The organism is Streptomyces sp. S07_1.15 (assembly GCF_020739505.1).
Classification (GTDB): Bacteria; Actinomycetota; Actinomycetes; order Streptomycetales; family Streptomycetaceae; genus Streptomyces; species Streptomyces xinghaiensis.
In genome coordinates, this window is the sequence record NZ_JAJBZK010000001.1 from 2,554,674 (window position 1) to 2,575,388 (window position 20,715).

Sequence of the window (20,715 nt, forward strand, 5' to 3'; positions counted from 1 at the left end):
GATCCTCAACGTCCCGCCCCAACGAACGGATCCGAGCAAAGAACCGCCCCCTGACCTGCGTATATGCAGATCAGAGGGCGGTCCCGGACACAACTACACGTTGAAGCGGAACTCCACCACGTCGCCGTCCTGCATGACGTAGTCCTTGCCCTCCATGCGGGCCTTGCCCTTGGCGCGGGCCTCCTGGACGGAGCCGCACTCCACCAGGTCGCCGTAGGAGATGACCTCGGCCTTGATGAAGCCCTTCTGGAAGTCGGTGTGGATGACACCGGCCGCCTCGGGGGCCGTGGCGCCCTTCCTGATGGTCCAGGCGCGGGCCTCCTTCGGGCCCGCCGTGAGGTAGGTCTGCAGGCCCAGGGTGTCGAAGCCGACGCGGGCGAGGGTGGCGAGGCCGGGCTCCTCCTGGCCCATGGACTGGAGGAGCTCCAGCGCCTCGTCGTCCTCCAGTTCGATCAGCTCGGACTCGATCTTCGCGTTGAGGAAGATCGCCTCGGCCGGGGCGACCAGCGCCTGCTGCTCCGCCTTGAAGGCGTCGTCCACCAGCTCGTCCTCGTCGACGTTGAAGACGTAGAGGAACGGCTTGACGGTGAGCAGGTGCAGCTCGTGAAGGAGCCGGCCCTGCTCGGAGTCCTTGGTGATCCCGGCGGCGAAGAGGGTCCGCCCCTCCTCCAGGATCTTCTGCGCGGCCTCCGCGGCCGCGGCGACCTGGGCCTTCTCCTTCTGGAGACGGGACTCCTTGACCAGCCGCGGCAGGGCCTTCTCGATCGACTGCAGGTCCGCCAGGATCAGCTCGGTGTTGATCGTCTCGATGTCGCTCTTCGGGGAGACCTTGCCGTCGACGTGGACGACGTTCTCGTCCTCGAAGGCGCGGATGACCTGGCAGATCGCGTCGGACTCGCGGATGTTCGCCAGGAATTTGTTGCCCAGGCCCTCGCCCTCGGAGGCGCCGCGCACGATGCCCGCGATGTCGACGAAGTCGACGGTGGCCGGGAGCTTCCGCTGGGAGCCGAAGATCTCGGCCAGGGTGTCCAGGCGCGGGTCGGGAACGCCCACGACGCCGACGTTCGGCTCGATGGTGGCGAACGGGTAGTTGGCCGCCAGGACGTCGTTCTTGGTCAGGGCGTTGAACAGGGTCGACTTGCCGACATTCGGCAGGCCGACGATTCCGATCGTGAGCGACACGTGGCGACTTCCAGGAGCGAGGGTGCGGACTGGGGCCCCGGAGCGGGACCGGCCTCCAAGTCTACGGGGCGGCCCGCCCGGCTCCGTCCGGGCGGATGATCGGCTGAAAATACGACCGAGACGGTGGTGGCCGCGTGTCCCACGCCACATTCCGCCCCTCCCCCGACCTACGTTGGTCGCGTGGAGCAACCCCGTACGCGCAGTAACGAGCGCACACCGCGCCGGCCCGCACCGCTGCCCCGCCCCACGCGCGGGGCCCCGCCCGTGGATCCCCGGGAATCACTGGCCAACGCCCCAGGCGGGCCCGGCGGTTCGGCCGCACCCGGTGGCCACGGCCCCGGGCGGACCGGCGCCGCCCCCGGCGCCCCCGCCGGGGCCGACGACGAGTCCGCGGCCGTGTACCGGTCCGGCCGGCCGCGCTCCGTCCCGCCCGTGCTCGCCGCCCTCCAGAAGCTGCGGTGGCTGCGCCGGATGCCCGGGCCCAAGCTCACCGGTCTCGGCTGCGGCCTGCTGGCGCTGCTGCTGATGCTCGCCGCCGGCACCCTGGACCGGCTGCTGCCGGGCGGCCACTCCCCGTCCGCGTACGGGATCGCCTTCCTCGTGACCTCCGCCGTCTGCGCCCTGTGGGTGCGTCCCACCGAACTGACCGCAGCGCCGGTCGCCCTGCCGATCGCCTTCTTCGTCGGTCTGGTGCCGGTCAGCGAGGGAACGGCAGTGGCCGACCGGCTGGTGGACCTGGTCACCGCCCTGGCCCTCGACGCCCTCTGGCTGTACGCGGGGACGCTGCTGGCCGTGCTGACCGTGTCGGCGCGGAAAGTGGTGCTGCTGGCCTCACGGGCCGCCCAGCGCGCGGCGGCCGACGACCGCGGCCCGGCGGGCCCGTCCCGGTCCGCCGCCGCCCCGGCCGCCCCCGGGGCTCCCGGGGCTCCCGCGGCCACGGCACCCGGCACCCCCGGCACCGCGACGGCACCGTAACGGCGGCGGGCGCCGCCCGGCCCCGGATCAGCTGTTCGCCACGGTTCCGGCCCTCGCTCGCTGTTCCGCCCGGCCACGGTCAGCCCGGTCAGCCCCGTTCCGTCCGGTTCCGGGCCGCGGTCATCGCCGCGCCGACGATGCCCGCGTTGTTCCGCAGCTCCGCCGGCACCATCTCGGCCCGTACCCCCTTGATCAGGGGCAGGTACTTCTCGGCCTTGCGGCTCACCCCGCCGCCGATGATGAAGAGGTCCGGGGAGAACAGCATCTCGACATGGCTGAGATAGCGCTCCAGCCGCAGCGCCCAGTCGGCCCAGCTCAGGTCCTCGTCCTCCTTGGCGCGGCTGGCGGCCCGGGTCTCCGCGTCGTGGCCGTCGAGCTCCAGGTGGCCCAGCTCGGTGTTGGGGACGAGCTGCCCGCCGGTGAAGACGGCGCTGCCGATACCGGTGCCGAGGGTCAGCATGATCACCGTGCCGTTCCGGCCGCGGCCCGCGCCGAAGGCCATCTCGGCGACCCCGGCCGCGTCCGCGTCGTTGAGCACGGTCACCGGCAGGCCCAGCCGGTCCGCGAGCAGGCTCCGGGTGTCGCGGCCGATCCAGCCGGGGTCGACGTTCGCGGCCGTGCGCGTGATGCCGCCGGTGACGACACCGGGGAAGGTCACGCCGACCGGGCCGGTCCAGCCGAAGTGACCGGCGACCTCCGCCACGCACTCGACGACCGCCTCGGGCGTCGCCGGCTGCGGGGTCAGCACCTTGTGCCGCTCCTCCGCGAGGTCTCCGCGCTCCAGGTCGACCGGGGCGCCCTTGATGCCGGAGCCGCCGATGTCCACTCCCAGGACCCGTCCGGCCGGTTCTGCGGTTGTCTGGGGGGTCTGCGCCCCGGATGTAGCCACCATGGTCACCAACTTAGGCCCTGGCGCGGCGTGCTCGCCCGCCGCTGCGTCCGGGAGCGCGGAACCGCCCCGGCCCGCCGCGCGGGGCGGGGGACCGGGGCGGGGGGCCTGCCGGCACCACGGGGTACGCGCCGGGCGGGGTCCGGGCGGGGCCTCAGGCGCGGGCGTCCGGCGCGCCGGCGGCGGGTCCGCCGGACAGGGCGGCGGCCTCCGCGCGCAGATCCCGGCGGAGCTCCTTCGGCAGGGAGAAGGTGATGCTCTCCTGCATCGGCTGGACGATCTCGACGTCGGCGTAGCCGCGCTCGGCGAGCCAGTCGAGGACCTCCTCGACGAGCACGTCCGGCACGGAGGCGCCGGAGCTGATGCCGACCGTGTCCACCCCCGCCAGCCACGCCTCGTCGATCTCCCCGGCGTTGTCCACCAGATGACCGGCGCGGGCGCCCGCGCCGAGGGCGACCTCGACCAGGCGCACCGAGTTGGAGGAGTTCTTGGAGCCGACCACGAGGACCAGGTCGGAGTCGGCCGCCACCTGCTTGACCGCGATCTGCCGGTTCTGCGTGGCGTAGCAGATGTCGTCGCTGGGCGGGCTGATGAGCTGGGGGAAGCGGTCCTTGAGGGCGTCGACCGTCTCCATGGTCTCGTCGACGGAGAGGGTGGTCTGGGAGAGCCAGACGACCTTCGACGGGTCGCGCACCTCGACGTTCTTCACGTCGTCCGGGCCGTCGACCAGGGTGATGTGCTCGGGGGCCTCGCCGCTGGTGCCGATGACCTCCTCGTGGCCCTCGTGGCCGATGAGGAGGATGTCGTAGTCGTCCTTGGCGAACCGGACGGCCTCCTTGTGCACCTTGGTGACCAGCGGGCAGGTGGCGTCGATGGTCGCCAGCTTGCGGGCCGAGGCCTCCTCGTGGACCACGGGGGCGACGCCGTGCGCGGAGAAGATCACGATGGAGCCCTCGGGGACGTCCTCCGTCTCCTCGACGAAGACGGCGCCCTTCTTCTCCAGCGTCCGCACGACGAACTTGTTGTGGACGATCTCCTTGCGCACGTAGACCGGCGCGCCGTACTGCTCCAGAGCCTTCTCGACGGCGATCACGGCGCGGTCCACGCCCGCGCAGTATCCGCGGGGTGCGGCGAGCAGGACGCGCTTGCGGGCACCGCCGTCCGGGGTGTCCCCGGACGGGGCGGCGTCGGGCGACGGGCTGGGCGTAGCAGTCATGGGGCCATCGTAAAGGCCGGGCGGGGACCGGGCGGGCTCCGGGCGGGGGCCGGGTGGCGGGGCACCCGCTCCGGTCCGGCGAGCCGCGGCCACCGGAACCCGGGTACCGGCATCGATGTCGGTGCGCCCGGCTAGCCTCCTCCCATGGCACTCAACACCTCGGCCGAGACGCCGATCCCCGTCGGCGAGGTGTCGCGGCTCATCGGCGGCTGGATCGACCGGCTCGGCGCCGTCTGGGTGGAGGGGCAGATCACCCAGCTGTCGCGGCGCCCCGGGGCGGGCGTGGTCTTCCTGACCCTGCGCGACCCGTCGTACGACATCTCGCTGAGCGTCACGTGCTTCCGCTCGGTCTTCGACCGGGTCGCGGACGCGGTGTCCGAGGGCGCCCGGGTCGTGGTGCAGGCCAAGCCCGAGTGGTACGCGCCGCGCGGCCAGCTCTCGCTGCGCGCGGCCGAGATCAGACCGGTCGGGGTCGGTGAGCTGCTGGCCCGGCTGGAGCAGCTCAAGAAGTCCCTGGCCGCCGAAGGGCTGTTCGCGGCCGAGCGCAAGCATCCGCTGCCGTTCCTGCCGCAGCTCATAGGGCTGGTGTGCGGGCGGGCCTCGGCGGCGGAGCGTGACGTCCTGGAGAACGCCCGGCTGCGCTGGCCGGCCGTCCGCTTCGAGGTGCGCAATGTCCCCGTGCAGGGGGTGCACGCCGTCACCCGGGTGGTGGAGGCGGTGCGGGAGCTGGACGCCCATCCCGGGGTGGACGTGATCATCGTGGCCCGGGGCGGCGGCAGCGTCGAGGATCTGCTGCCCTTCTCGGACGAGCAGCTGGTGCGGACGGTGGCGGCGTGCCGCACCCCGGTCGTCTCGGCGATCGGGCACGAGCCGGACACACCGCTGCTGGACCTGGTCGCCGATCTGCGCGCCTCCACTCCCACCGACGCGGCCAAGCAGGTGGTGCCGGACGTCGGCGAGGAGCTCCACCGCATCCAGCAGCTGCGCGAGCGGGCGCTGCGCGCGGTGGGCGGCCTGCTGGACCGCGAGGAGCGCGGGCTGGCGGCGGCCCGCGCCCGGCCCTGCATGGAGCGGCCGCACCGGATGGTCGAGGAGCGGGAGGAGCAGATCACGGCGCTGCGCGACCGCGGCCGCCGCACCCTGGGGCATCTGCTGGACCGGGCGGACTCCGAGCTGGCCCACACCCGGGCGCGGGTCGTCGCGCTCTCGCCCGCCGCCACGCTGGAGCGGGGTTACGCGGTGCTGCAGCGGCCGGACGGTTCGGTCGTCCGGGCGGCGCGCGAGGTGCCGGAGGGCGAGCGGCTGCGGGCCCGGGTGGCCGAGGGGGAGCTGACGGTCGTGGCGGCCGGCGGCAGCGGCGCGGACCCGGACGGTGCCGCGGCGGACGGCGCCGGGACGGACGGTGCCGGGGCGGCGGCCACCGGGCCGGGCACGGGCGGGACGGCGGACGGCGCCGGCCCGGAGTGAAGGGCGCCGGCCCGGGGGGCCAGGGCGCCAGGGCCGGAGCGAAGGGCGCCCGGCCGGGCGGTGCCGGAGCCGCCGCTCCGGGAACCGCCCGCCGCGGGGCCCGCTGTCGGTGCCGGACCGTAGGCTGACCGCATGACGGAGACCGGGACCGGGGCGGCCGCGCCGAGTGACGCGCTGGGCTATGAGCAGGCGCGGGACGAACTGATCGATGTCGTACGCCGGCTGGAGGCGGGCGGCACGACGCTGGAGGAGTCGCTCGCCCTGTGGGAGCGCGGCGAGGAACTCTCGAAGATCTGCCGCCGCTGGCTGGACGGCGCCCGGGCGCGGCTGGACGCGGCGCTCGCCGAGTCCTCGGAGGAGGGCTCCGGGCCCTCCGGCGGCGCTCCCCGCGGCTCCGGGGACTGAGAGACGGTCCGGGCCGCACCCCCGGAGGCCCTCCGGCAACCGTTCGGCGTGCGTCCTGCGGGGGCCGCACCCACCGGCAGCTGACGTGACGGGAGTCACATCGAGAGCGGGCATAAGAATATTTAGTTGAAGGTTAATACACCTTGTCAGCGTGCGGGTCTCCCCCGCACACCCCCATGAACAAGGTGTTCCTTATGACTCTCGCCCTCGATGCCGCCGCCCAGGACCTGCTGTTCCGGGAGGCCCGTACCGCCAACGCCTTCACCGACGAGCCGGTGACCGAGGAGCAGGTCCAGGCCATCTACGACCTGGTCAAGTACGCGCCGACCGCCTTCAACCAGCAGCCCCTGCGCGTGGTGCTGGTCCGCTCCCCCGAGGCGCGGCAGCGCCTGGTGGGGCATCTGATGGAGGGCAACCAGGCGAAGACCGCCGCCGCGCCGCTGACCGCGATCCTCGCCGTGGACCACGAGTTCCACGAGGAGCTGCCGCGGCTGATGCCCTTCGTGCCGGACCTCAAGGACACGTTCTTCGCGGAGCGCCCGGTGCGCGAGCAGGTCGGCTCCTTCAACGCCACACTCCAGGCGGGCTACTTCATCCTCGGCGTCCGCGCCGCCGGCCTGGCCGCCGGCCCGATGACGGGCTACGACGCCGACGGCATCAACAAGGACTTCTTCCCCGAGGGCGACCACGCCGTGCTGACCGTGGTCAACATCGGCCGGCCCGCCGAGAACGCCTGGTTCCCCGAGCGCCTGCCGCGGCTGTCCTACGACGAGGCCGTCACCACCGTCTGACCGTCCGACCGGGCCGCACCGGCAGCGCGACCCGGCCACGGTCACCGGCCGCCCGCTCCGGGCCTCCCGAACCCCCGGGTTCAGGAGGTCCTGAGCGCGGCGGCCATCGTCGTGAGGCGCTCGTACGAGGCGGTGCCGAGGACGACGGTCGTGTGGTCGTCCTCCTCGCGCACCAGGGCGTCGTACTGCTCGCCCTCGTAGCGCACCCACTCCTCGCCGTTGATCCGCTGGGTCCGGTCGGTGCGCTCCGCGCCACGGCTCACGCTCGTCACGAACGTCTCCGGCTTGCCGTCGCTCTGCTCCACCGCCACGTACTCCCGGTCGGGGTCGAGGAAGCCCAGATGCCAGGCGGCGCCGTGCCGGCCGTCGCCCCGGTACCTCACCGAGGTGGCCTTCCACGTCTCCGGCAGCCCCTGCGGGGCCGCGAGCGGATACGGAGCCGCGCGGCCGGCCGACTTCAGTTCCATCGAGTAGTCGACCCGCTGGAGCGGGTCCTTTGAGTCGTCGTGCGGGATGAATACGTAGATGACGGCAGCGAAGAGCACGATCACCGTCATCGACAGCACCATGTCCCGCACCGTCTGCCTGCCACGTCCACTTGCCACCCGCCCATGGTCCCTCATGCGCCGCGGTGGTCCGCCCCCGCCCCCCCGGGGTGCGGACCGGCGGCTCCCGGGAACCGCACCCCGTGGGCACCGGGCGGAGCCAGGGGATGCGCTCAAACGTGGGGCGCTCTGCTCAGATTGCCAATGAGCGGATAAAGTCTCATTACCCTCAGCATCCGGCCGTCGCCGTACAGAAAGGTGCGCTCCGATGACCGAAAACAACCATCTACCGCCCGCTCTTGATGTCCAGCCCGAGCACCCCGACCGCAACCTCGCCCTGGAACTGGTCCGGGTCACCGAGGCCGCCGCGATGGCCGCGGGGCGGTGGGTCGGCCGCGGCGACAAGAACGGCGCGGACGGTGCCGCCGTCAAGGCCATGCGCACCCTGGTGCACACGGTCTCCATGAACGGCGTGGTCGTGATCGGCGAAGGCGAGAAGGACGAGGCGCCGATGCTGTTCAACGGCGAGCGCGTCGGCGACGGGACCGGCGCGGAGTGCGACGTCGCCGTGGACCCCGTCGACGGCACGACGCTCACCGCCAAGGGCATGAGCAACGCCGTCTCCGTGCTGGCCGTGGCCGACCGCGGCACGATGTTCGACCCGTCCGCCGTCTTCTACATGGACAAGCTGGTCACCGGCCCCGAGGCCGCCGACTACGTGGACATCACCGCCCCGCCCGCGGTGAACATCCGCCGGGTCGCCAAGGCCAAGCGGAGCGAGCCCGAGGACGTCACCGTCGTCGTGCTGGACCGGCCGCGGCACGACGGGATCGTCCAGGAGATCCGGGAGACCGGCGCCCGCATCAAGTTCATCTCGGACGGCGACGTGGCCGGCGCGATCATGGCCGTACGGGAGGGCACCGGCGTCGACTTGCTGATGGGCATCGGCGGCACGCCGGAGGGCATCATCGCGGCCTGCGCCATCAAGTGCCTCGGCGGCACCATCCAGGGCAAGCTGTGGCCGAAGGACGACGAGGAGCGGCAGCGCGCCCTCGACGCGGGCCACGACCTGGACCGGGTGCTCCACACCTCCGACCTGGTCAGCGGCGAGAACGTGTTCTTCGTCGCCACCGGCATCACGGACGGCGAGCTGCTGCGCGGCGTGCGGTACCGCGCGGAGACGGCCACCACCCAGTCCCTGGTGATGCGTTCGAAGTCGGGCACCATCCGGCAGATCGACTCCACGCACCGGCTGAAGAAGCTGCGCGCCTACAGCGCGGTGGACTTCGACCGGGCCCGCTGACGGAGCCGCCCCCGCCCTCCGGGGCGGCCGGCGGAGGACAAGCAGAAGAGGAGGATCGCCCCGTGCGGGGGGCGTTCCTCCTCTCCACCGGCCCTTCTGCCGGGGCCGTATCCGGCCGGCCTTCAGCCGGCCGCGGCGATGTGCGGTATCGCCGGTCGCGCGGCCTTCTGCAGCTCCGCGTCGCGCCGCCGGCGGCGGGCGAGCACGACCCGGCGCTCGGCGGCGGTGAGGCCGCCCCACACGCCGTAGGGCTCCGGCTGCAGCAGAGCGTGCTCCCGGCATTCGACCAGCACCGGGCAGCGCGCGCAGACTCTCTTCGCGGCCTCCTCGCGCGACAGCCTCGCGGCCGTCGGTTCCTTGGACGGCGCGAAGAACAGTCCTGCCTCGTCCCGGCGGCACACCGCCTCCGAATGCCAGGGGCCGTCCTGGTCCCGCGCGGTCACACGCTGGGACGGCACGACGGCGGCCTGCGGGGGCTGATGCGGCGAATGCAGCACGGTCCACTCCTGACGACAGCTACGCGAAAGGGTCACCCTTGCCCGTCTCCCTTCGCACGACCGTTTGCACCCCCATGCCGCACGAGAGACGACTCGACTCTCCCTACCCGCTGTACGCGCGCCTATTCACACCGTGGCGGACCGATCCGGGCGGGCTCAGCCGCCCGGTTCCCGGCGCATGCGATCGCGAAGATCCCTGAGCAGCTTGCCGCGCTTCGGGCGGGCATCGACCCCGCCGAAGACGGCGAAGCCGGTGACGACCACGATCGGCGCGTCGGGGTCGTCGGCCTCGCGGTTCCTGGCGTCGAAGCCGCCGAAGATCCCGGTGCCCGTGCAGCGCAGCGTCACGTTCTCCGGCACCCGGATCTCCACCCCGCCGAAGATCGCCACGGCATTGACGACGATCTCCTGCTGCTGGAAGACGGCCTCCGTCAGATCGATCTCGACCCCGCCGAACAGGGCGAAGGCCGTGGTGCGCGGACCCACCCGCCAGCGTCCCTTGCGGGTGGAGCCGCCGAAGACCGCGACGAGGTGCTCCGAGGCCGCGCCGGCCGCCGAGGGCGGCGCTCCACCGGGGCGCGGCGCGGCGCGGTCCGGCCCCCGGTCCGGGCCGCTCTGCGCCGGCAAGTCGCCGACCAGCGGCTCCAGTTCGCCGACGGTCCGGGCCCGGTAGGCCAGGTCGATCCGCTCGGAGTGCTCCTCCGCGGTCAGCCGGCCCTCGGCCAGCGCCTCACGCAGGATGTCCGCGATCCGGTCCCGGTCCCGGTCGGAGGCGCGCATCCCGGCGGGGGACGGTGCCGGGACGGCGGTCGCGGGCGCGGTGTCCGGGGCCGCCGGGACCGGTCCGTTCTTCCGGAGGTCCAGAGGGGCGGGCTCCGGCTCGCGCATCTCCCGCCACCCGGGCCGCGGCGAGCCGTGCCCGGCCGCGCGACGGCCGGCCTCGCCGTCCCGCGCCCGGGGCGGCACCGGGGGGTCCGGTGCGGCGGGCGGCCCGGGAGGGGCCGGCGCCGGCCCGGGCGCGGCGGGCGGCTCCGGCGCGGCCGGGGCCACGGGCGGTTCGGGCGCGTCGGGGGCGGGCCCCCGTGCTGATGCGGCATCCACGTCCGTCAGCCTACCCAGACGCGATAGATCGCGACTAGTGCCCGGGGCTGGACGCCCGGGGACGGATGCCCGGCGGACCGCCTCCCGCGGGACCGCGGCCGGCCCCTTCCGCCCGCCCTTCCGCCCACCCTCTCCGTCGGCCACCGCCGCCCCGCCGCCCCACCGCCCCGCCGCCCCGCGGTGAGCCCTACCTCACAGGCCCGCTGTCCGCGCGGCGTCTTAGGCTGGACGGGCCCCAGCCGGCCCGCCGAGACGAGGAACCCCGACCATGCCCGAGTTCGCGTACACCGACCTCCTCCCCCTGGGTGAGGACACCACGCCGTACCGCCTGGTGACCTCCGAGGGTGTGAGCACCGTCGAGGCGGACGGCCGTACGTTCCTCAAGGTCGAGCCGGAGGCGCTGCGCAAGCTGGCCGCCGAGGCCATGCACGACATCTCGCACTACCTCCGCCCCGCCCACCTCGCCCAGCTGCGCCGCATCCTGGACGACCCCGAGGCGTCCCCCAACGACCGCTTCGTCGCGCTGGACCTGCTGAAGAACGCCAACATCGCCGCGGCCGGCGTGCTGCCGATGTGCCAGGACACCGGCACCGCCATCGTCATGGGCAAGCGCGGGCAGAACGTCCTCACCTCCGGGCGGGACGAGGAGGCGCTCTCCCGCGGCATCTACGACGCGTACACCCAGCTCAACCTGCGCTACTCCCAGATGGCTCCGCTGACCATGTGGGAGGAGAAGAACACCGGCTCCAACCTCCCGGCGCAGATCGAGCTGTACGCGACCGACGGCGGCGCCTACAAGTTCCTCTTCATGGCCAAGGGCGGCGGCTCCGCGAACAAGTCCTTCCTCTACCAGGAGACGAAGGCCGTGCTCAACGAGAAGAGCATGATGAGGTTCCTGGAGGAGAAGATCCGTTCGCTGGGCACCGCCGCTTGCCCGCCGTACCACCTGGCGATCGTCGTCGGCGGCACCTCCGCCGAGTACGCCCTGAAGACCGCCAAGTACGCCTCCGCGCACTACCTCGACGAGCTGCCCGCTTCGGGCTCCCCCACCGGGCACGGCTTCCGGGACAAGGAGCTGGAGGAGAAGGTCTTCGAGCTGACGCAGAAGATCGGCATCGGCGCCCAGTTCGGCGGCAAGTACTTCTGCCACGACGTGCGCGTGGTGCGCCTCCCGCGGCACGGCGCCTCCTGCCCGGTCGCCATCGCCGTCTCCTGCTCCGCCGACCGCCAGGCCGTCGCGAAGATCACCGCCGAAGGCGTCTTCCTGGAGCAGCTGGAGACCGACCCGGCGCGTTTCCTCCCCGACACCACCGAGGAGCAGCTCACCGAGGGCGCGGGCCCGGATCTGGAGGCGGTGCGGATCGATCTCCGCCGCCCCATGGACGAGATCCTGGCCGAGCTCACCAAGCACCCGGTCAAGACCCGGCTCTCGCTCACCGGCACGCTCGTCGTCGCCCGTGACATCGCGCACGCCAAGATCAAGGAGCGGCTGGACGCGGGCGAGGAGATGCCGCAGTACCTCAAGGACCACCCGGTCTACTACGCCGGCCCGGCCAAGACCCCCGAGGGCTACGCCTCCGGCTCCTTCGGCCCGACCACCGCCGGCCGGATGGACGCCTACGTCGAGCAGTTCCAGGCGGCGGGCGGCTCCAAGGTGATGCTCGCCAAGGGCAACCGCTCACGGCAGGTCACCGACGCCTGCGCCGCGCACGGCGGCTTCTACCTCGGCTCGATCGGCGGCCCGGCGGCCCGGCTCGCCCAGGACTGCATCAAGAAGGTCGAGGTCCTGGAGTACGAGGAGCTGGGCATGGAGGCGGTCTGGAAGATCGAGGTGGAGGACTTCCCCGCGTTCATCGTCGTGGACGACAAGGGCAACGACTTCTTCGCCGATCCGGCGCCGGAGCAGCCGTTCGTGACGAGCATCCCGGTGCGCGGGGCGTAACGCCTCCCGCGCGGTACGGAGAGTACGCAGAGCAGGTGCGGGCCCCGCGGTGTGACGGCGGGGCCCGCCGCCCGTCCCGGGGGGCACCACCGCGATACGGCACCCCGCCCGCGCTCCGGCGCCGCCCGGCCCGTCCCGTACCGCCGCTCCGTCGTACCGCCGTCCCTACCGCCGTCCCGTACCGCCGCCCGCCGCCGGGAGTCCGCCCCGGCGCGCGGAACGGCCGCTTTCCCCTCACCGGGCCCCTCCGCGGATTAACTGGCGGGGTGCGGCCCGTTGGTGACACCGGGGGCCGGGCAGGCGCTGAGTACACGAGGACGAGCGAGGGAGGCACGCGGCATGGCCGAGGCACAGGACGCGGCGCGCGGCGGAGCGGACGGCGGAACAGGCGGCGGACGCCCCTCCGGCGGCGGCGGGTACCGCACCGAGCACGACTCGATGGGCGAGGTGCGGGTCCCCGCGCACGCCAAGTGGCGGGCCCAGACGCAGCGCGCGGTGGAGAACTTCCCCGTCTCCGGGCAGCGGCTGGAGCGGGCGCACATCGCGGCGCTGGCCCGGATCAAGGGGGCCGCGGCCCAGGTCAACGCCGAGCTGGGCGTGCTCGACCCGAAGACGGCCGCCGCGATCGCGGAGGCGGCCGGGGAGGTGGCCGAGGGCCGCTGGGACGAGCACTTCCCGGTGGACGTCTTCCAGACCGGCTCGGGCACCTCCTCGAACATGAACATCAACGAGGTGCTGGCCACCCTGGCGAGCGAGCGGCTGGGGGGCGCCCCCGTCCACCCCAACGACCACGTCAACGCAGGCCAGTCCTCCAACGACGTCTTCCCCTCCTCGATCCACATCGCCGCGACGGCGGCCGTGACCGCCGACCTCGTTCCGGCCCTCGGGCATCTCGCGGCGGCGCTGGAGGAGAAGTCGGCCGAGTTCGCCGAGGTGGTGAAGTCCGGCCGGACCCATCTGATGGACGCCACGCCGGTCACGCTCGGCCAGGAGTTCGGCGGCTACGCGGCCCAGGTCCGCTACGGCGTCGAGCGGCTGGAGTCCGCCCTGCCGCGGCTGGCCGAACTGCCGCTGGGCGGCACGGCCGTGGGCACCGGCATCAACACCCCGCCCGGCTTCCCCGCCGCGGTGATCGCCGAGCTGGCCCGCACCACGGGGCTGCCGCTGACCGAGGCCCGGGACCACTTCGAGGCGCAGGGCGCCCGGGACGCCCTGGTGGAGACCTCCGGGCAGCTCCGCACGATCGCCGTCGGCCTCACCAAGATCTGCAACGATCTGCGCTGGATGGCCTCCGGCCCGCGCACCGGGCTGGCCGAGATCAACCTGCCGGATCTGCAGCCCGGTTCGTCGATCATGCCGGGGAAGGTCAACCCCGTGGTCCCGGAGGCGGTGCTGATGGTGGCCGCGCAGGTCACCGGCAACGACACCACGGTCGCCGTGGCGGGCGCGTCCGGCAACTTCGAGCTGAACGTCATGCTGCCGGTGATCGGCAAGAATCTGCTGGAGTCCGTCCGGCTGCTCTCGTCGGCCGCCCGCCTGCTCGCGGACCGCACCGTGCGGGGCATCACCGCCAACACCGAGCGGGCCCGCGAGTACGCGGAGTCCTCCCCCTCCGTCGTCACCCCGCTCAACCGCTATATCGGCTACGAGGAGGCGGCCAAGGTCGCCAAGCGCTCCCTGGCCGAGCGGCGCACCATCCGTGAGGTGGTCCTGGACTCCGGATACGTGGAGCGCGGGCTGCTGACGGTGGAACAATTGGACGAGGCGCTCGACGTGCTGCGGATGACGCGGCCGTGACGCGCGGCGGCCCGCCGGAGCCCACCGGGGCGGCCCGCCCGGGCGGCGTACCGCGCGGGATGTCGGCGCGAGCGGTGGACTGCCGGGCCGGGCGCTGGTGTGATGGGGCGTGATCCTCTTGTAGCACCCCCCATGCAGGAAACGTAGGATCGCCTCCTGGCGATTCGCGGCCACAACTCCGCCCATCCGGACGGAAAGTGACCGTCAGTCACACGAGCCACCGGAGGGGACGACCATGAGCGGAGACGGCCGGCAGGGCGCACCGGCGGCTGCCGACGGCTACGAGGGATACGACCGGACCGCCATCGACCGCTCCGGGCAGGCGGAGGCGTTCGACGCCATCGCCACCCGCTACACCGAGGCCTTTCCGCACCGGGAGGGCCAGGTCGCCGCCGGCGCCTGGCTGGCCGGGGAGCTGCCGCCGGGCTCCCGGGTGCTGGACGTCGGCTGCGGCACCGGAGTGCCGACGGCCGCGCAGCTCGCGGAGGCCGGGCACCGGGTGGTGGGCGTCGACCTGTCGGCCACCATGGTCGCGCTCTGCCGGGAGAACGTGCCCAAGGCCGAGTTCCACCAGCTCGATCTGGCCGATCTCGGGCCGGGCCGCCCGGGTCATCTCGGTGTCTTCGACGGCGCCGCCGCCTTCTTCTCCCTGCTGATGCTGCCGCGCGCCGAGATCCCGCACGCCCTGCGGATGCTGCACGGCCTGCTGCGGCCCGGCGGTCCGCTGGTGCTGTCGATGGTCGAAGCCGATGTGGACGACGCGGTGATTCCGTTCCTGGGCAGCCCGATCCGGGTATCGGGTTATCTACGGGACGAGTTGCGGCAGGTCGTGCGCGGAGCGGGTTTCGAGATCGCCGGGGAGGACTCGTACGCGTACGCGCCGGCCAGCACCGAAGTACCCCCCGAGATCCAACTCTTCCTGCAGTGCCGACGGAGCGCCTGACCACTGGCGCGCCCGACGCCAGCCCCGGACGGATGGAACCCCACGCGTGACGGAGTACCCGACCTCCAACGACGGCCGCCAGGCCGCCACCCAGCCCGGGCACGCCCCGGCAGGCGCCGCTGCCCCGGGCCAGGAGCCCGCGGGCCGGCCCCGCCCGGCGGCCCGCCGCGCGGGCGACCGCGACGGCGCTTCGGCCGCCGCGCGGCGTTCCCGGCCCCGCCCGCGCGGTGACGGGACGGACGGCGACCCGGAGCCGCCCCCGGCCGAGGCGGACCCCGACGACAAAGGCCGCGGTGCCCGCCCGGCACCGCGGCGGTCCGGCGGTGAGCAGCCGGAGGACCCCCGGACGGCGATGGCCCGGCCGGGCGGCCGTGCGCGCGGCACCGCGGCGGCCCGTACCGGCCGCGAGGAGGGCCGGGACGCCGCGGCGAACGCGGCCCGGGGCGGGCGGCCGCGCGGTGCCACCGTGGCCGTCGGCATGGCGGCGACCCGCAAGGGCGACCTGCCGCAGGACTCCACCGCCGCCGACCGCGAGGCCGCGGCGGCGGCGGCCCGGCGCAACCGGCCCGGCGGCCGGTCCCGCCGCCCGGCCGCCGCGGGCCCCGAGAGCGCGCCGCAGCCGCCGGCCCAGCGGACGGAGACGCATGAACGAGCGGACGCGGCGGGCGGTCCGGGCGGTGACGGCGGCGTGGTGCTGACCGCGGCCGAGATGGCCGCCCGGCACCAGCGGGACGGCGACCGGCTGCGGTTCATCGGCGCCGCCACCCGCCGGATCGCGCGCGGTATCGACCTCGACGAGATCGTGCTCGGCCTCTGCCGGGCCACCGTGCCGACCTTCGCCGACGTCATCCTCGTCTATCTGCGCGACCCGCTGCCGGTCGGCGACGAGCGGCCCGTGGACCCGTTCGTGCTGCGGCTGCGCCGCAGCGACCGGCTGCCGCCCGGGCGCGGCGGCTCCACCGGCGGTATGACGGCCTCCGGTACGGAGCGGGGGACGACGGCCGGCGAGCACACGGACCGAACCGAACGCACGCAGCGCACTGGACGCGAGGAGCGCGAGGGGCGTCCCGAGGGCGCGGCGGAGCCGGATCCGGTGCGCCCGCCGGGATCCGCGGCCGGCCCCGGGCTGCTGCCCGCCGTCAAGCTCGCGGAGGTGGCGCCGGGCGGGCCGCTGGCGGAGGTGCTGCGGGGCGTGCGCCCGGTGTTCGGCGACTCCGAGGCGGCCGTGGACGCCGTCCCGGAGCTGCTCGGGCCCGACTATCCCGTCCCGCCGGGCCGGCGCGCCGTGCTGGCGCCGCTGCGCGGTCGCCGCCGGGTGATCGGCGCGGCGGTGTTCCTGCGCCTCACCGACCGGCCGGCGTTCGAGGCGGACGATCTGCTGGTCGCCGCCCAGCTGGCGACCCATACGGCGCTCGGTGTGGACAAGGCCGTGCTGTACGGGCGCGAGGCGTACATCGCCGACGCCCTGCAGCGCTCCATGCTCCCGGACTCGCTCCCCCAGCCCACGGGCGTCCGGCTCGCCAGCCGCTACCTCCCGGCGGCGGAGACGGCCCGGGTCGGCGGCGACTGGTACGACGCGATCCCGCTGCCCGGCAGCCGGGTCGCCCTGGTCGTCGGTGACGTCATGGGCCATTCCATGACCTCGGCCGCGATCATGGGGCAGCTCCGCACGACGGCGCAGACGCTGGCCCAGCTCGACCTGCCGCCGCAGGAGGTGCTGCACCACCTCGACGAGCAGGCCCAGCGGCTGGGCAGCGACCGGATGGCGACCTGCATCTACGCGGTGTACGACCCGGTGGCGCACCGGATCGTCGTCGCCAACGCGGGCCATCCGCCGCCGGTGCTGCTCCATCTCGGCGGCCGGGCGGAGGTGCTGCGCGTCCCGCCGGGCGCGCCGATCGGCGTGGGCGGGGTGGACTTCGAGGCGGTGGAGCTGGACGCGCCCGCCGGGGCGACGCTGCTGCTCTACACCGACGGCCTGGTCGAGTCCCGGCTGCGCGACGTGTGGACGGGTATCGAGCAGCTCCGCGAGAAGCTGGTGGCGACGGCGCGGCTGACCGGCCCGGACCACCCGCCGCCGCTGGAGCCGCTCTGCGACGAGGTGCTGGACATGCTCGGCCCGGGCGACCGGGACGACGACATCGCCCTGCTCGCGGCCCGGTTCGACGGCATACCGCCGAGCGACGTGGCGTACTGGTTCCTCGATCCGCAGGAGCGGGCGCCCAGCAAGGCGCGCCGGCTGGCCCGGCGGGCGCTGGCCCGGTGGGGCCTGGAGGAGCTGTCGGATTCGGTGGAGCTCCTCGTCAGCGAGATCGTGACGAACGCCGTCCGGTACGCCGAACGCCCCATCACGCTGCGGCTGCTCCGTACCGACGTGCTGCGCTGCGAGGTCGGCGACGACGTGCCGCAGCTGCCGAGGCTGCGGCAGGCACGGCCGTCGGACGAGGGCGGGCGCGGGCTGTACCTGGTCAACAAGGTGGCGCGGCGGTGGGGGGCGACCCGGCTGAGCACGGGCAAGGTCGTCTGGTTCGAACTGCCCTTCACAAACGGGGGCTAGCGGGGCCGCGGCCCCGTTCCGTCCGCTGCCATCGTTGGCGGGAACGGGGCCGGGGCCGGGGCCGCGCAAGAGCAGGAGAGTCGACCTCCTCGCCGTCAGGATCCGGCAGCCGGCCCGTGGCGGGCCAGCTCGGCGGCCAGGCGCCGCATGACCGTGCGGTTGGCGCGCCGCATCGCGGCCCGGACGACGGGCGCCGCCAGACGGTCGGCGAGCGGGGCACGCACCCAGCCGTAGGTGAACGAGACGCGGCTCCCGCCGGCCGGCAGCGGTTCGATGGTGTAGGTGCCGTGGGCCAGGCGCCGGCCGGCCGCGCTGACGTTCCGTTCGACGATGCGCCGCGGCGGGTCGGCCTCGACGACCTCGATGGTGACGTCGGTCCTGGTGCCGCCCAGCGCGGCCGTGACCGTGGCGCGCGATCCCGTGCCGCGCTCGGGGCCGCTGTAGCGCCAGCCGGTCAGATAGTGATCCGTGAAGCGCTCGTGGTGCGCCATGACATCGAGGAAGTCGTAGACCTGCTCGGGCGGGTGCGGGACGTCGGTCGACACGATGACGGGCCTCATCCGCCCCACGGTACCGAGACCGGGCGGCAGGGGCGCCCCCTCCGGGACGCCCCTCAACGGCCGGGGTTGTCACGGTCCTTCTACGGGCCGTCCCCCGGGCCGGTGTCCGTCCCGGCGGCCGTGCGGGCACCGCCGTCGCCCGTGCCGTCCCCCGGGGGAACGGGCAGGGTGGAGGCGGAGGGCGGTGCCGTGTCCGGCGGCGGAGAGGTGGTGACGGGCGGCGGGAGGGTGCCGGCCGGCGGCGGGGTGGAGGTCTCCGGCAGACCGGGCACCGTGGTCTGCGGCGGTTCCGACGACTCCGGGGTCTCGCTCTCGCTCGCCGAGGGGCTGGGCGAGAAACTCGGCTCGGGCGCCTCCATGACGTCCAGGTCGAACTGGGCCGCGGGCTTGCCGCTCAGGGCGAGCCGGTTGTACTCGGCCCAGATCTGGGCCGGATAGCCGCCGCCGTTGACGCGGCCGCCGCCCCCCGTCCCCTGGAGGGAGACCTGCTTGCCGCCCTCGCCCTCGCCGAAGAGGCCGACGGTGGTGACCAGGTCGGGGGTGTAACCGGCGAACCAGGCCGACTTGTTGTCGTCGGAGGTGCCGGTCTTGCCCGCGAAGTTGAGCGTGTCGGAGCGGATCCCCTTGGCCGTGCCGTCGTTGACGACGCCCCGCAGCACGGAGGTGACGGTGTCCGCGGTCTGCCGTTCGATCATCTGCTCGCCGATCGGGTCGGGCAGTTCGACCACGCGGTCGCCGCGCTTGGCGGATTTCACCAGCCGGGGTTTGACCTGCTCACCGTGGTTGGCGAGGGTGGCGTAGACGGCGGCCATGTCCAGCGGGCTGGCGCCCATGACGCCGAGGGACATGGCGGGCTTGACGTCGAAGCCGCTCGCGTCGCCCTTCATGCCGAGCTCGATGCCGGTCTGCTTGGTCCGCTCCAGCCCGGCGTCCACCGCCATCTGCGCGAACACGGAGTTGACGGAGTTGTTCATGGCCTGCTGGACCGTGATCGGGCCGTAGTCCACATCGCCCTGGTTCGGCGGGGCGAAGGGGGTGTCGCTGCCCTCGACGGGGCGCTCGCTGGTGCCGTCGTACACCGTGTTCGGCGTGATCGGCTGCCCGTCCTGGGTGTCGGCGGCCGTCTCGAAGGCCGTGGCGAGGACGACCGGCTTGAAGGTGGAGGCCGGCTGGTAGTCCTGGCGGGTGGCGTTGTTGATGAAGTGCTCGACGTAGCTCCGGCCGCCGTACATCGCGACCACCGCCCCCGTTTCCGGATCGACCGAGACGGCGCCCGGCTGGGCCTGCGCGTCGGTCTCCCGCTGCTCCGGGTCGAGGTCGTCCAGCAGCGCCGCCTTGACGGCCTTCTCCAGGTCGCGCTGCTTCTTCTTGTCGATGTTGAGTTCGATGGTCCAGCCCCGGGCGGCGAGCTCCTGCTCGTCCACGCCCGCGGCGATCAGCTCGGCCTTCGCCGCCTCGACGAAGTAGCCGGCCTGGCCCTCCAGCCCCGGGTTGGGCTCGGGCTTCCCGGGCTCGGGGAAGGCCATCTCCCGGCGCTCGACGGGGCTGAGCCACTTCATCTCGACCATGTTGTCGAGGACGAAGTGCCAGCGGTCGGTGACCAGCTGCCGGGCCTTCGGGCTGGCGACGGCCAGGTCGTACTGGCTGGGCGCCTGGAGCAGCGCGGCGAGGTAGGCGCTCTGCTCGACGGTGAGGTCGTCGACGTCGGTGTCGTAGTACGCCTTGGCCGCGGCCTGGATGCCGTAGGCGCCGCGCCCGAAGTAGCTGGTGTTCATGTAGCCGGCCAGTATCTCGTCCTTGGACTGCTGCTGGTCGACCTTGAGCGCGATGATCAGTTCCTTGGCCTTGCGGGTGACCGTCTGCTCCTGGCTGAGGAAGTAGTTCTTCACATACTGCTGGGTGATGGTCGACCCGCCCTGCTTCTTCCCCATCGCGGTGGAGACGAGGGCGCGGGTGAGGCCCTTCACGTCGACGCCGGGGTCCTGGTAGAAGCTCTTGTTCTCGGCGGCCACGAACGCGTACTGGGTGTCCTTGGGGATCCGGCTGATCGGCACCAGCTCGCGGTTGAAGTCGCCCTCGCGGGCGATGAGCGCGCCGTCACTGAAGGTGAAGGCGTTGCTCTGGGCCGTCGCCTCCGGGTTGCCGCCGTCGGGTACGTCGACGAGCAGGTAGAGCACGAAGAAGGAGCCCACCGCGAGCGCTCCGAGCAGCACGAAGGTGCCCAGCACCTTCTTCAGCGAGAAGAGCCGGCGGAAGAACCCGCCCCGTTCTTCACGGGCCCACTGCTGCTGGGCCCGTCGGTAGTCCGCGCGTCCCATAGATCCGAGCTCCAGTCCTCATGCCCCGGGAAACGACAAAAGCTAACACCCTATACGCACGGGAGGCCCCGGAGTTCTCGCCTCCGGGGCCGTGAGAATCAGCACCCGCCGGGAGGGCAACCACCGGGCCTCGCGCCGCGTCGAAAAAAGTGTTATCACTTTGCTAGAACACCGCAGGCGCCGATCGAGCACCGATCGAGCACCGACCGAACGAGACGGGGACCCGC

Annotated in this window: 17 protein-coding genes; 9 read left to right on the forward strand and 8 right to left on the reverse strand. The window is 73.5% G+C overall.

Going from position 1 to position 20,715, the window contains the following annotated elements:
- Positions 1–93: 93 nt before the first annotated feature.
- Positions 94–1,182 (reverse strand): redox-regulated ATPase YchF, encoded by a 1,089-nt coding sequence (gene ychF / locus LIX60_RS10805; protein WP_019710263.1) that lies wholly within the window; start codon positions 1,180–1,182, stop codon positions 94–96.
- Positions 1,183–1,362: 180 nt separating this feature from the next.
- Between ychF and LIX60_RS10810 the strand changes: the two genes are divergently transcribed.
- The gene (locus tag LIX60_RS10810; RefSeq protein ID WP_227958244.1) at positions 1,363–2,157 is read left to right on the forward strand and encodes a DUF6542 domain-containing protein; all 795 of its coding nucleotides are present in this window, start codon (positions 1,363–1,365) and stop codon (positions 2,155–2,157) included.
- An 88-nt stretch (positions 2,158–2,245) separates the two neighbouring features.
- Here LIX60_RS10810 and ppgK read toward each other — a convergent pair whose 3' ends face one another.
- Together ppgK and LIX60_RS10820 are read right to left on the reverse strand one after the other, a co-directional pair.
- Entirely contained in the window at positions 2,246–3,049 is an 804-nt protein-coding gene (ppgK, locus tag LIX60_RS10815) for a polyphosphate--glucose phosphotransferase (RefSeq protein ID WP_227958245.1), read from the reverse strand.
- Positions 3,050–3,200: 151 nt separating this feature from the next.
- On the reverse strand, positions 3,201–4,262 hold the full coding sequence (locus LIX60_RS10820) for a 4-hydroxy-3-methylbut-2-enyl diphosphate reductase (RefSeq protein WP_095756917.1): 1,062 nt from the start codon (positions 4,260–4,262) through the stop codon (positions 3,201–3,203).
- A gap of 144 nt (positions 4,263–4,406) precedes the next feature.
- On the opposite strand from LIX60_RS10820, the gene xseA reads away from it, so the two are divergent.
- From xseA to LIX60_RS10835, 3 genes are all read left to right on the forward strand, one after another.
- On the forward strand, positions 4,407–5,729 hold the full coding sequence (xseA, locus tag LIX60_RS10825) for an exodeoxyribonuclease VII large subunit (protein ID WP_227958246.1): 1,323 nt from the start codon (positions 4,407–4,409) through the stop codon (positions 5,727–5,729).
- Positions 5,730–5,861: 132 nt separating this feature from the next.
- A complete protein-coding gene (locus LIX60_RS10830) occupies positions 5,862–6,134 on the forward strand; it encodes an exodeoxyribonuclease VII small subunit (protein ID WP_227958247.1) in 273 nt (90 codons plus the stop codon).
- 194 nt (positions 6,135–6,328) lie between these two features.
- On the forward strand, positions 6,329–6,925 hold the full coding sequence (locus LIX60_RS10835; RefSeq protein WP_227958248.1) for a malonic semialdehyde reductase: 597 nt from the start codon (positions 6,329–6,331) through the stop codon (positions 6,923–6,925).
- An 80-nt stretch (positions 6,926–7,005) separates the two neighbouring features.
- Here the strand turns inward: LIX60_RS10835 and LIX60_RS10840 are convergent, their stop codons facing one another.
- Entirely contained in the window at positions 7,006–7,530 is a 525-nt protein-coding gene (locus tag LIX60_RS10840; protein ID WP_227958249.1) for a DUF4245 domain-containing protein, read from the reverse strand.
- Between the two features lie 208 nt (positions 7,531–7,738).
- Between LIX60_RS10840 and glpX the strand changes: the two genes are divergently transcribed.
- Positions 7,739–8,773: a class II fructose-bisphosphatase gene (glpX, locus tag LIX60_RS10845; protein ID WP_019710269.1), complete on the forward strand. Its 1,035-nt coding sequence runs from the start codon at positions 7,739–7,741 to the stop codon at positions 8,771–8,773.
- Between the two features lie 122 nt (positions 8,774–8,895).
- Here the strand turns inward: glpX and LIX60_RS10850 are convergent, their stop codons facing one another.
- Both LIX60_RS10850 and LIX60_RS10855 read right to left on the reverse strand, forming a co-directional pair.
- A complete protein-coding gene (locus tag LIX60_RS10850) occupies positions 8,896–9,270 on the reverse strand; it encodes a WhiB family transcriptional regulator (protein ID WP_043473664.1) in 375 nt (124 codons plus the stop codon).
- A 156-nt stretch (positions 9,271–9,426) separates the two neighbouring features.
- Positions 9,427–10,134, reverse strand: a complete 708-nt coding sequence (locus LIX60_RS10855; RefSeq protein ID WP_374117970.1) for a DUF1707 domain-containing protein — start codon at positions 10,132–10,134, stop codon at positions 9,427–9,429.
- A 505-nt stretch (positions 10,135–10,639) separates the two neighbouring features.
- On the opposite strand from LIX60_RS10855, the gene LIX60_RS10860 reads away from it, so the two are divergent.
- The 4 genes from LIX60_RS10860 to LIX60_RS10875 all read left to right on the forward strand — a co-directional run bounded on the left by LIX60_RS10860 (position 10,640) and on the right by LIX60_RS10875 (position 17,610).
- A complete protein-coding gene (locus tag LIX60_RS10860) occupies positions 10,640–12,313 on the forward strand; it encodes a fumarate hydratase (RefSeq protein ID WP_227958251.1) in 1,674 nt (557 codons plus the stop codon).
- A gap of 339 nt (positions 12,314–12,652) precedes the next feature.
- Positions 12,653–14,110: an aspartate ammonia-lyase gene (locus LIX60_RS10865; protein WP_227958252.1), complete on the forward strand. Its 1,458-nt coding sequence runs from the start codon at positions 12,653–12,655 to the stop codon at positions 14,108–14,110.
- A 235-nt stretch (positions 14,111–14,345) separates the two neighbouring features.
- Positions 14,346–15,053 (forward strand): bifunctional 2-polyprenyl-6-hydroxyphenol methylase/3-demethylubiquinol 3-O-methyltransferase UbiG, encoded by a 708-nt coding sequence (locus tag LIX60_RS10870; RefSeq protein WP_227958253.1) that lies wholly within the window; start codon positions 14,346–14,348, stop codon positions 15,051–15,053.
- A 46-nt stretch (positions 15,054–15,099) separates the two neighbouring features.
- Complete coding sequence (locus LIX60_RS10875; RefSeq protein ID WP_227958254.1) at positions 15,100–17,610, forward strand: ATP-binding SpoIIE family protein phosphatase; 2,511 nt, start codon at positions 15,100–15,102, stop codon at positions 17,608–17,610.
- Positions 17,611–17,705: 95 nt separating this feature from the next.
- On the opposite strand, the gene LIX60_RS10880 is transcribed toward LIX60_RS10875, so the two are convergent.
- The gene (locus LIX60_RS10880) at positions 17,706–18,170 is read right to left on the reverse strand and encodes an SRPBCC family protein (RefSeq protein ID WP_227958255.1); all 465 of its coding nucleotides are present in this window, start codon (positions 18,168–18,170) and stop codon (positions 17,706–17,708) included.
- A gap of 80 nt (positions 18,171–18,250) precedes the next feature.
- Positions 18,251–20,488, reverse strand: a complete 2,238-nt coding sequence (locus LIX60_RS10885; RefSeq protein WP_227958256.1) for a transglycosylase domain-containing protein — start codon at positions 20,486–20,488, stop codon at positions 18,251–18,253.
- Positions 20,489–20,715 lie beyond the last annotated feature (227 nt).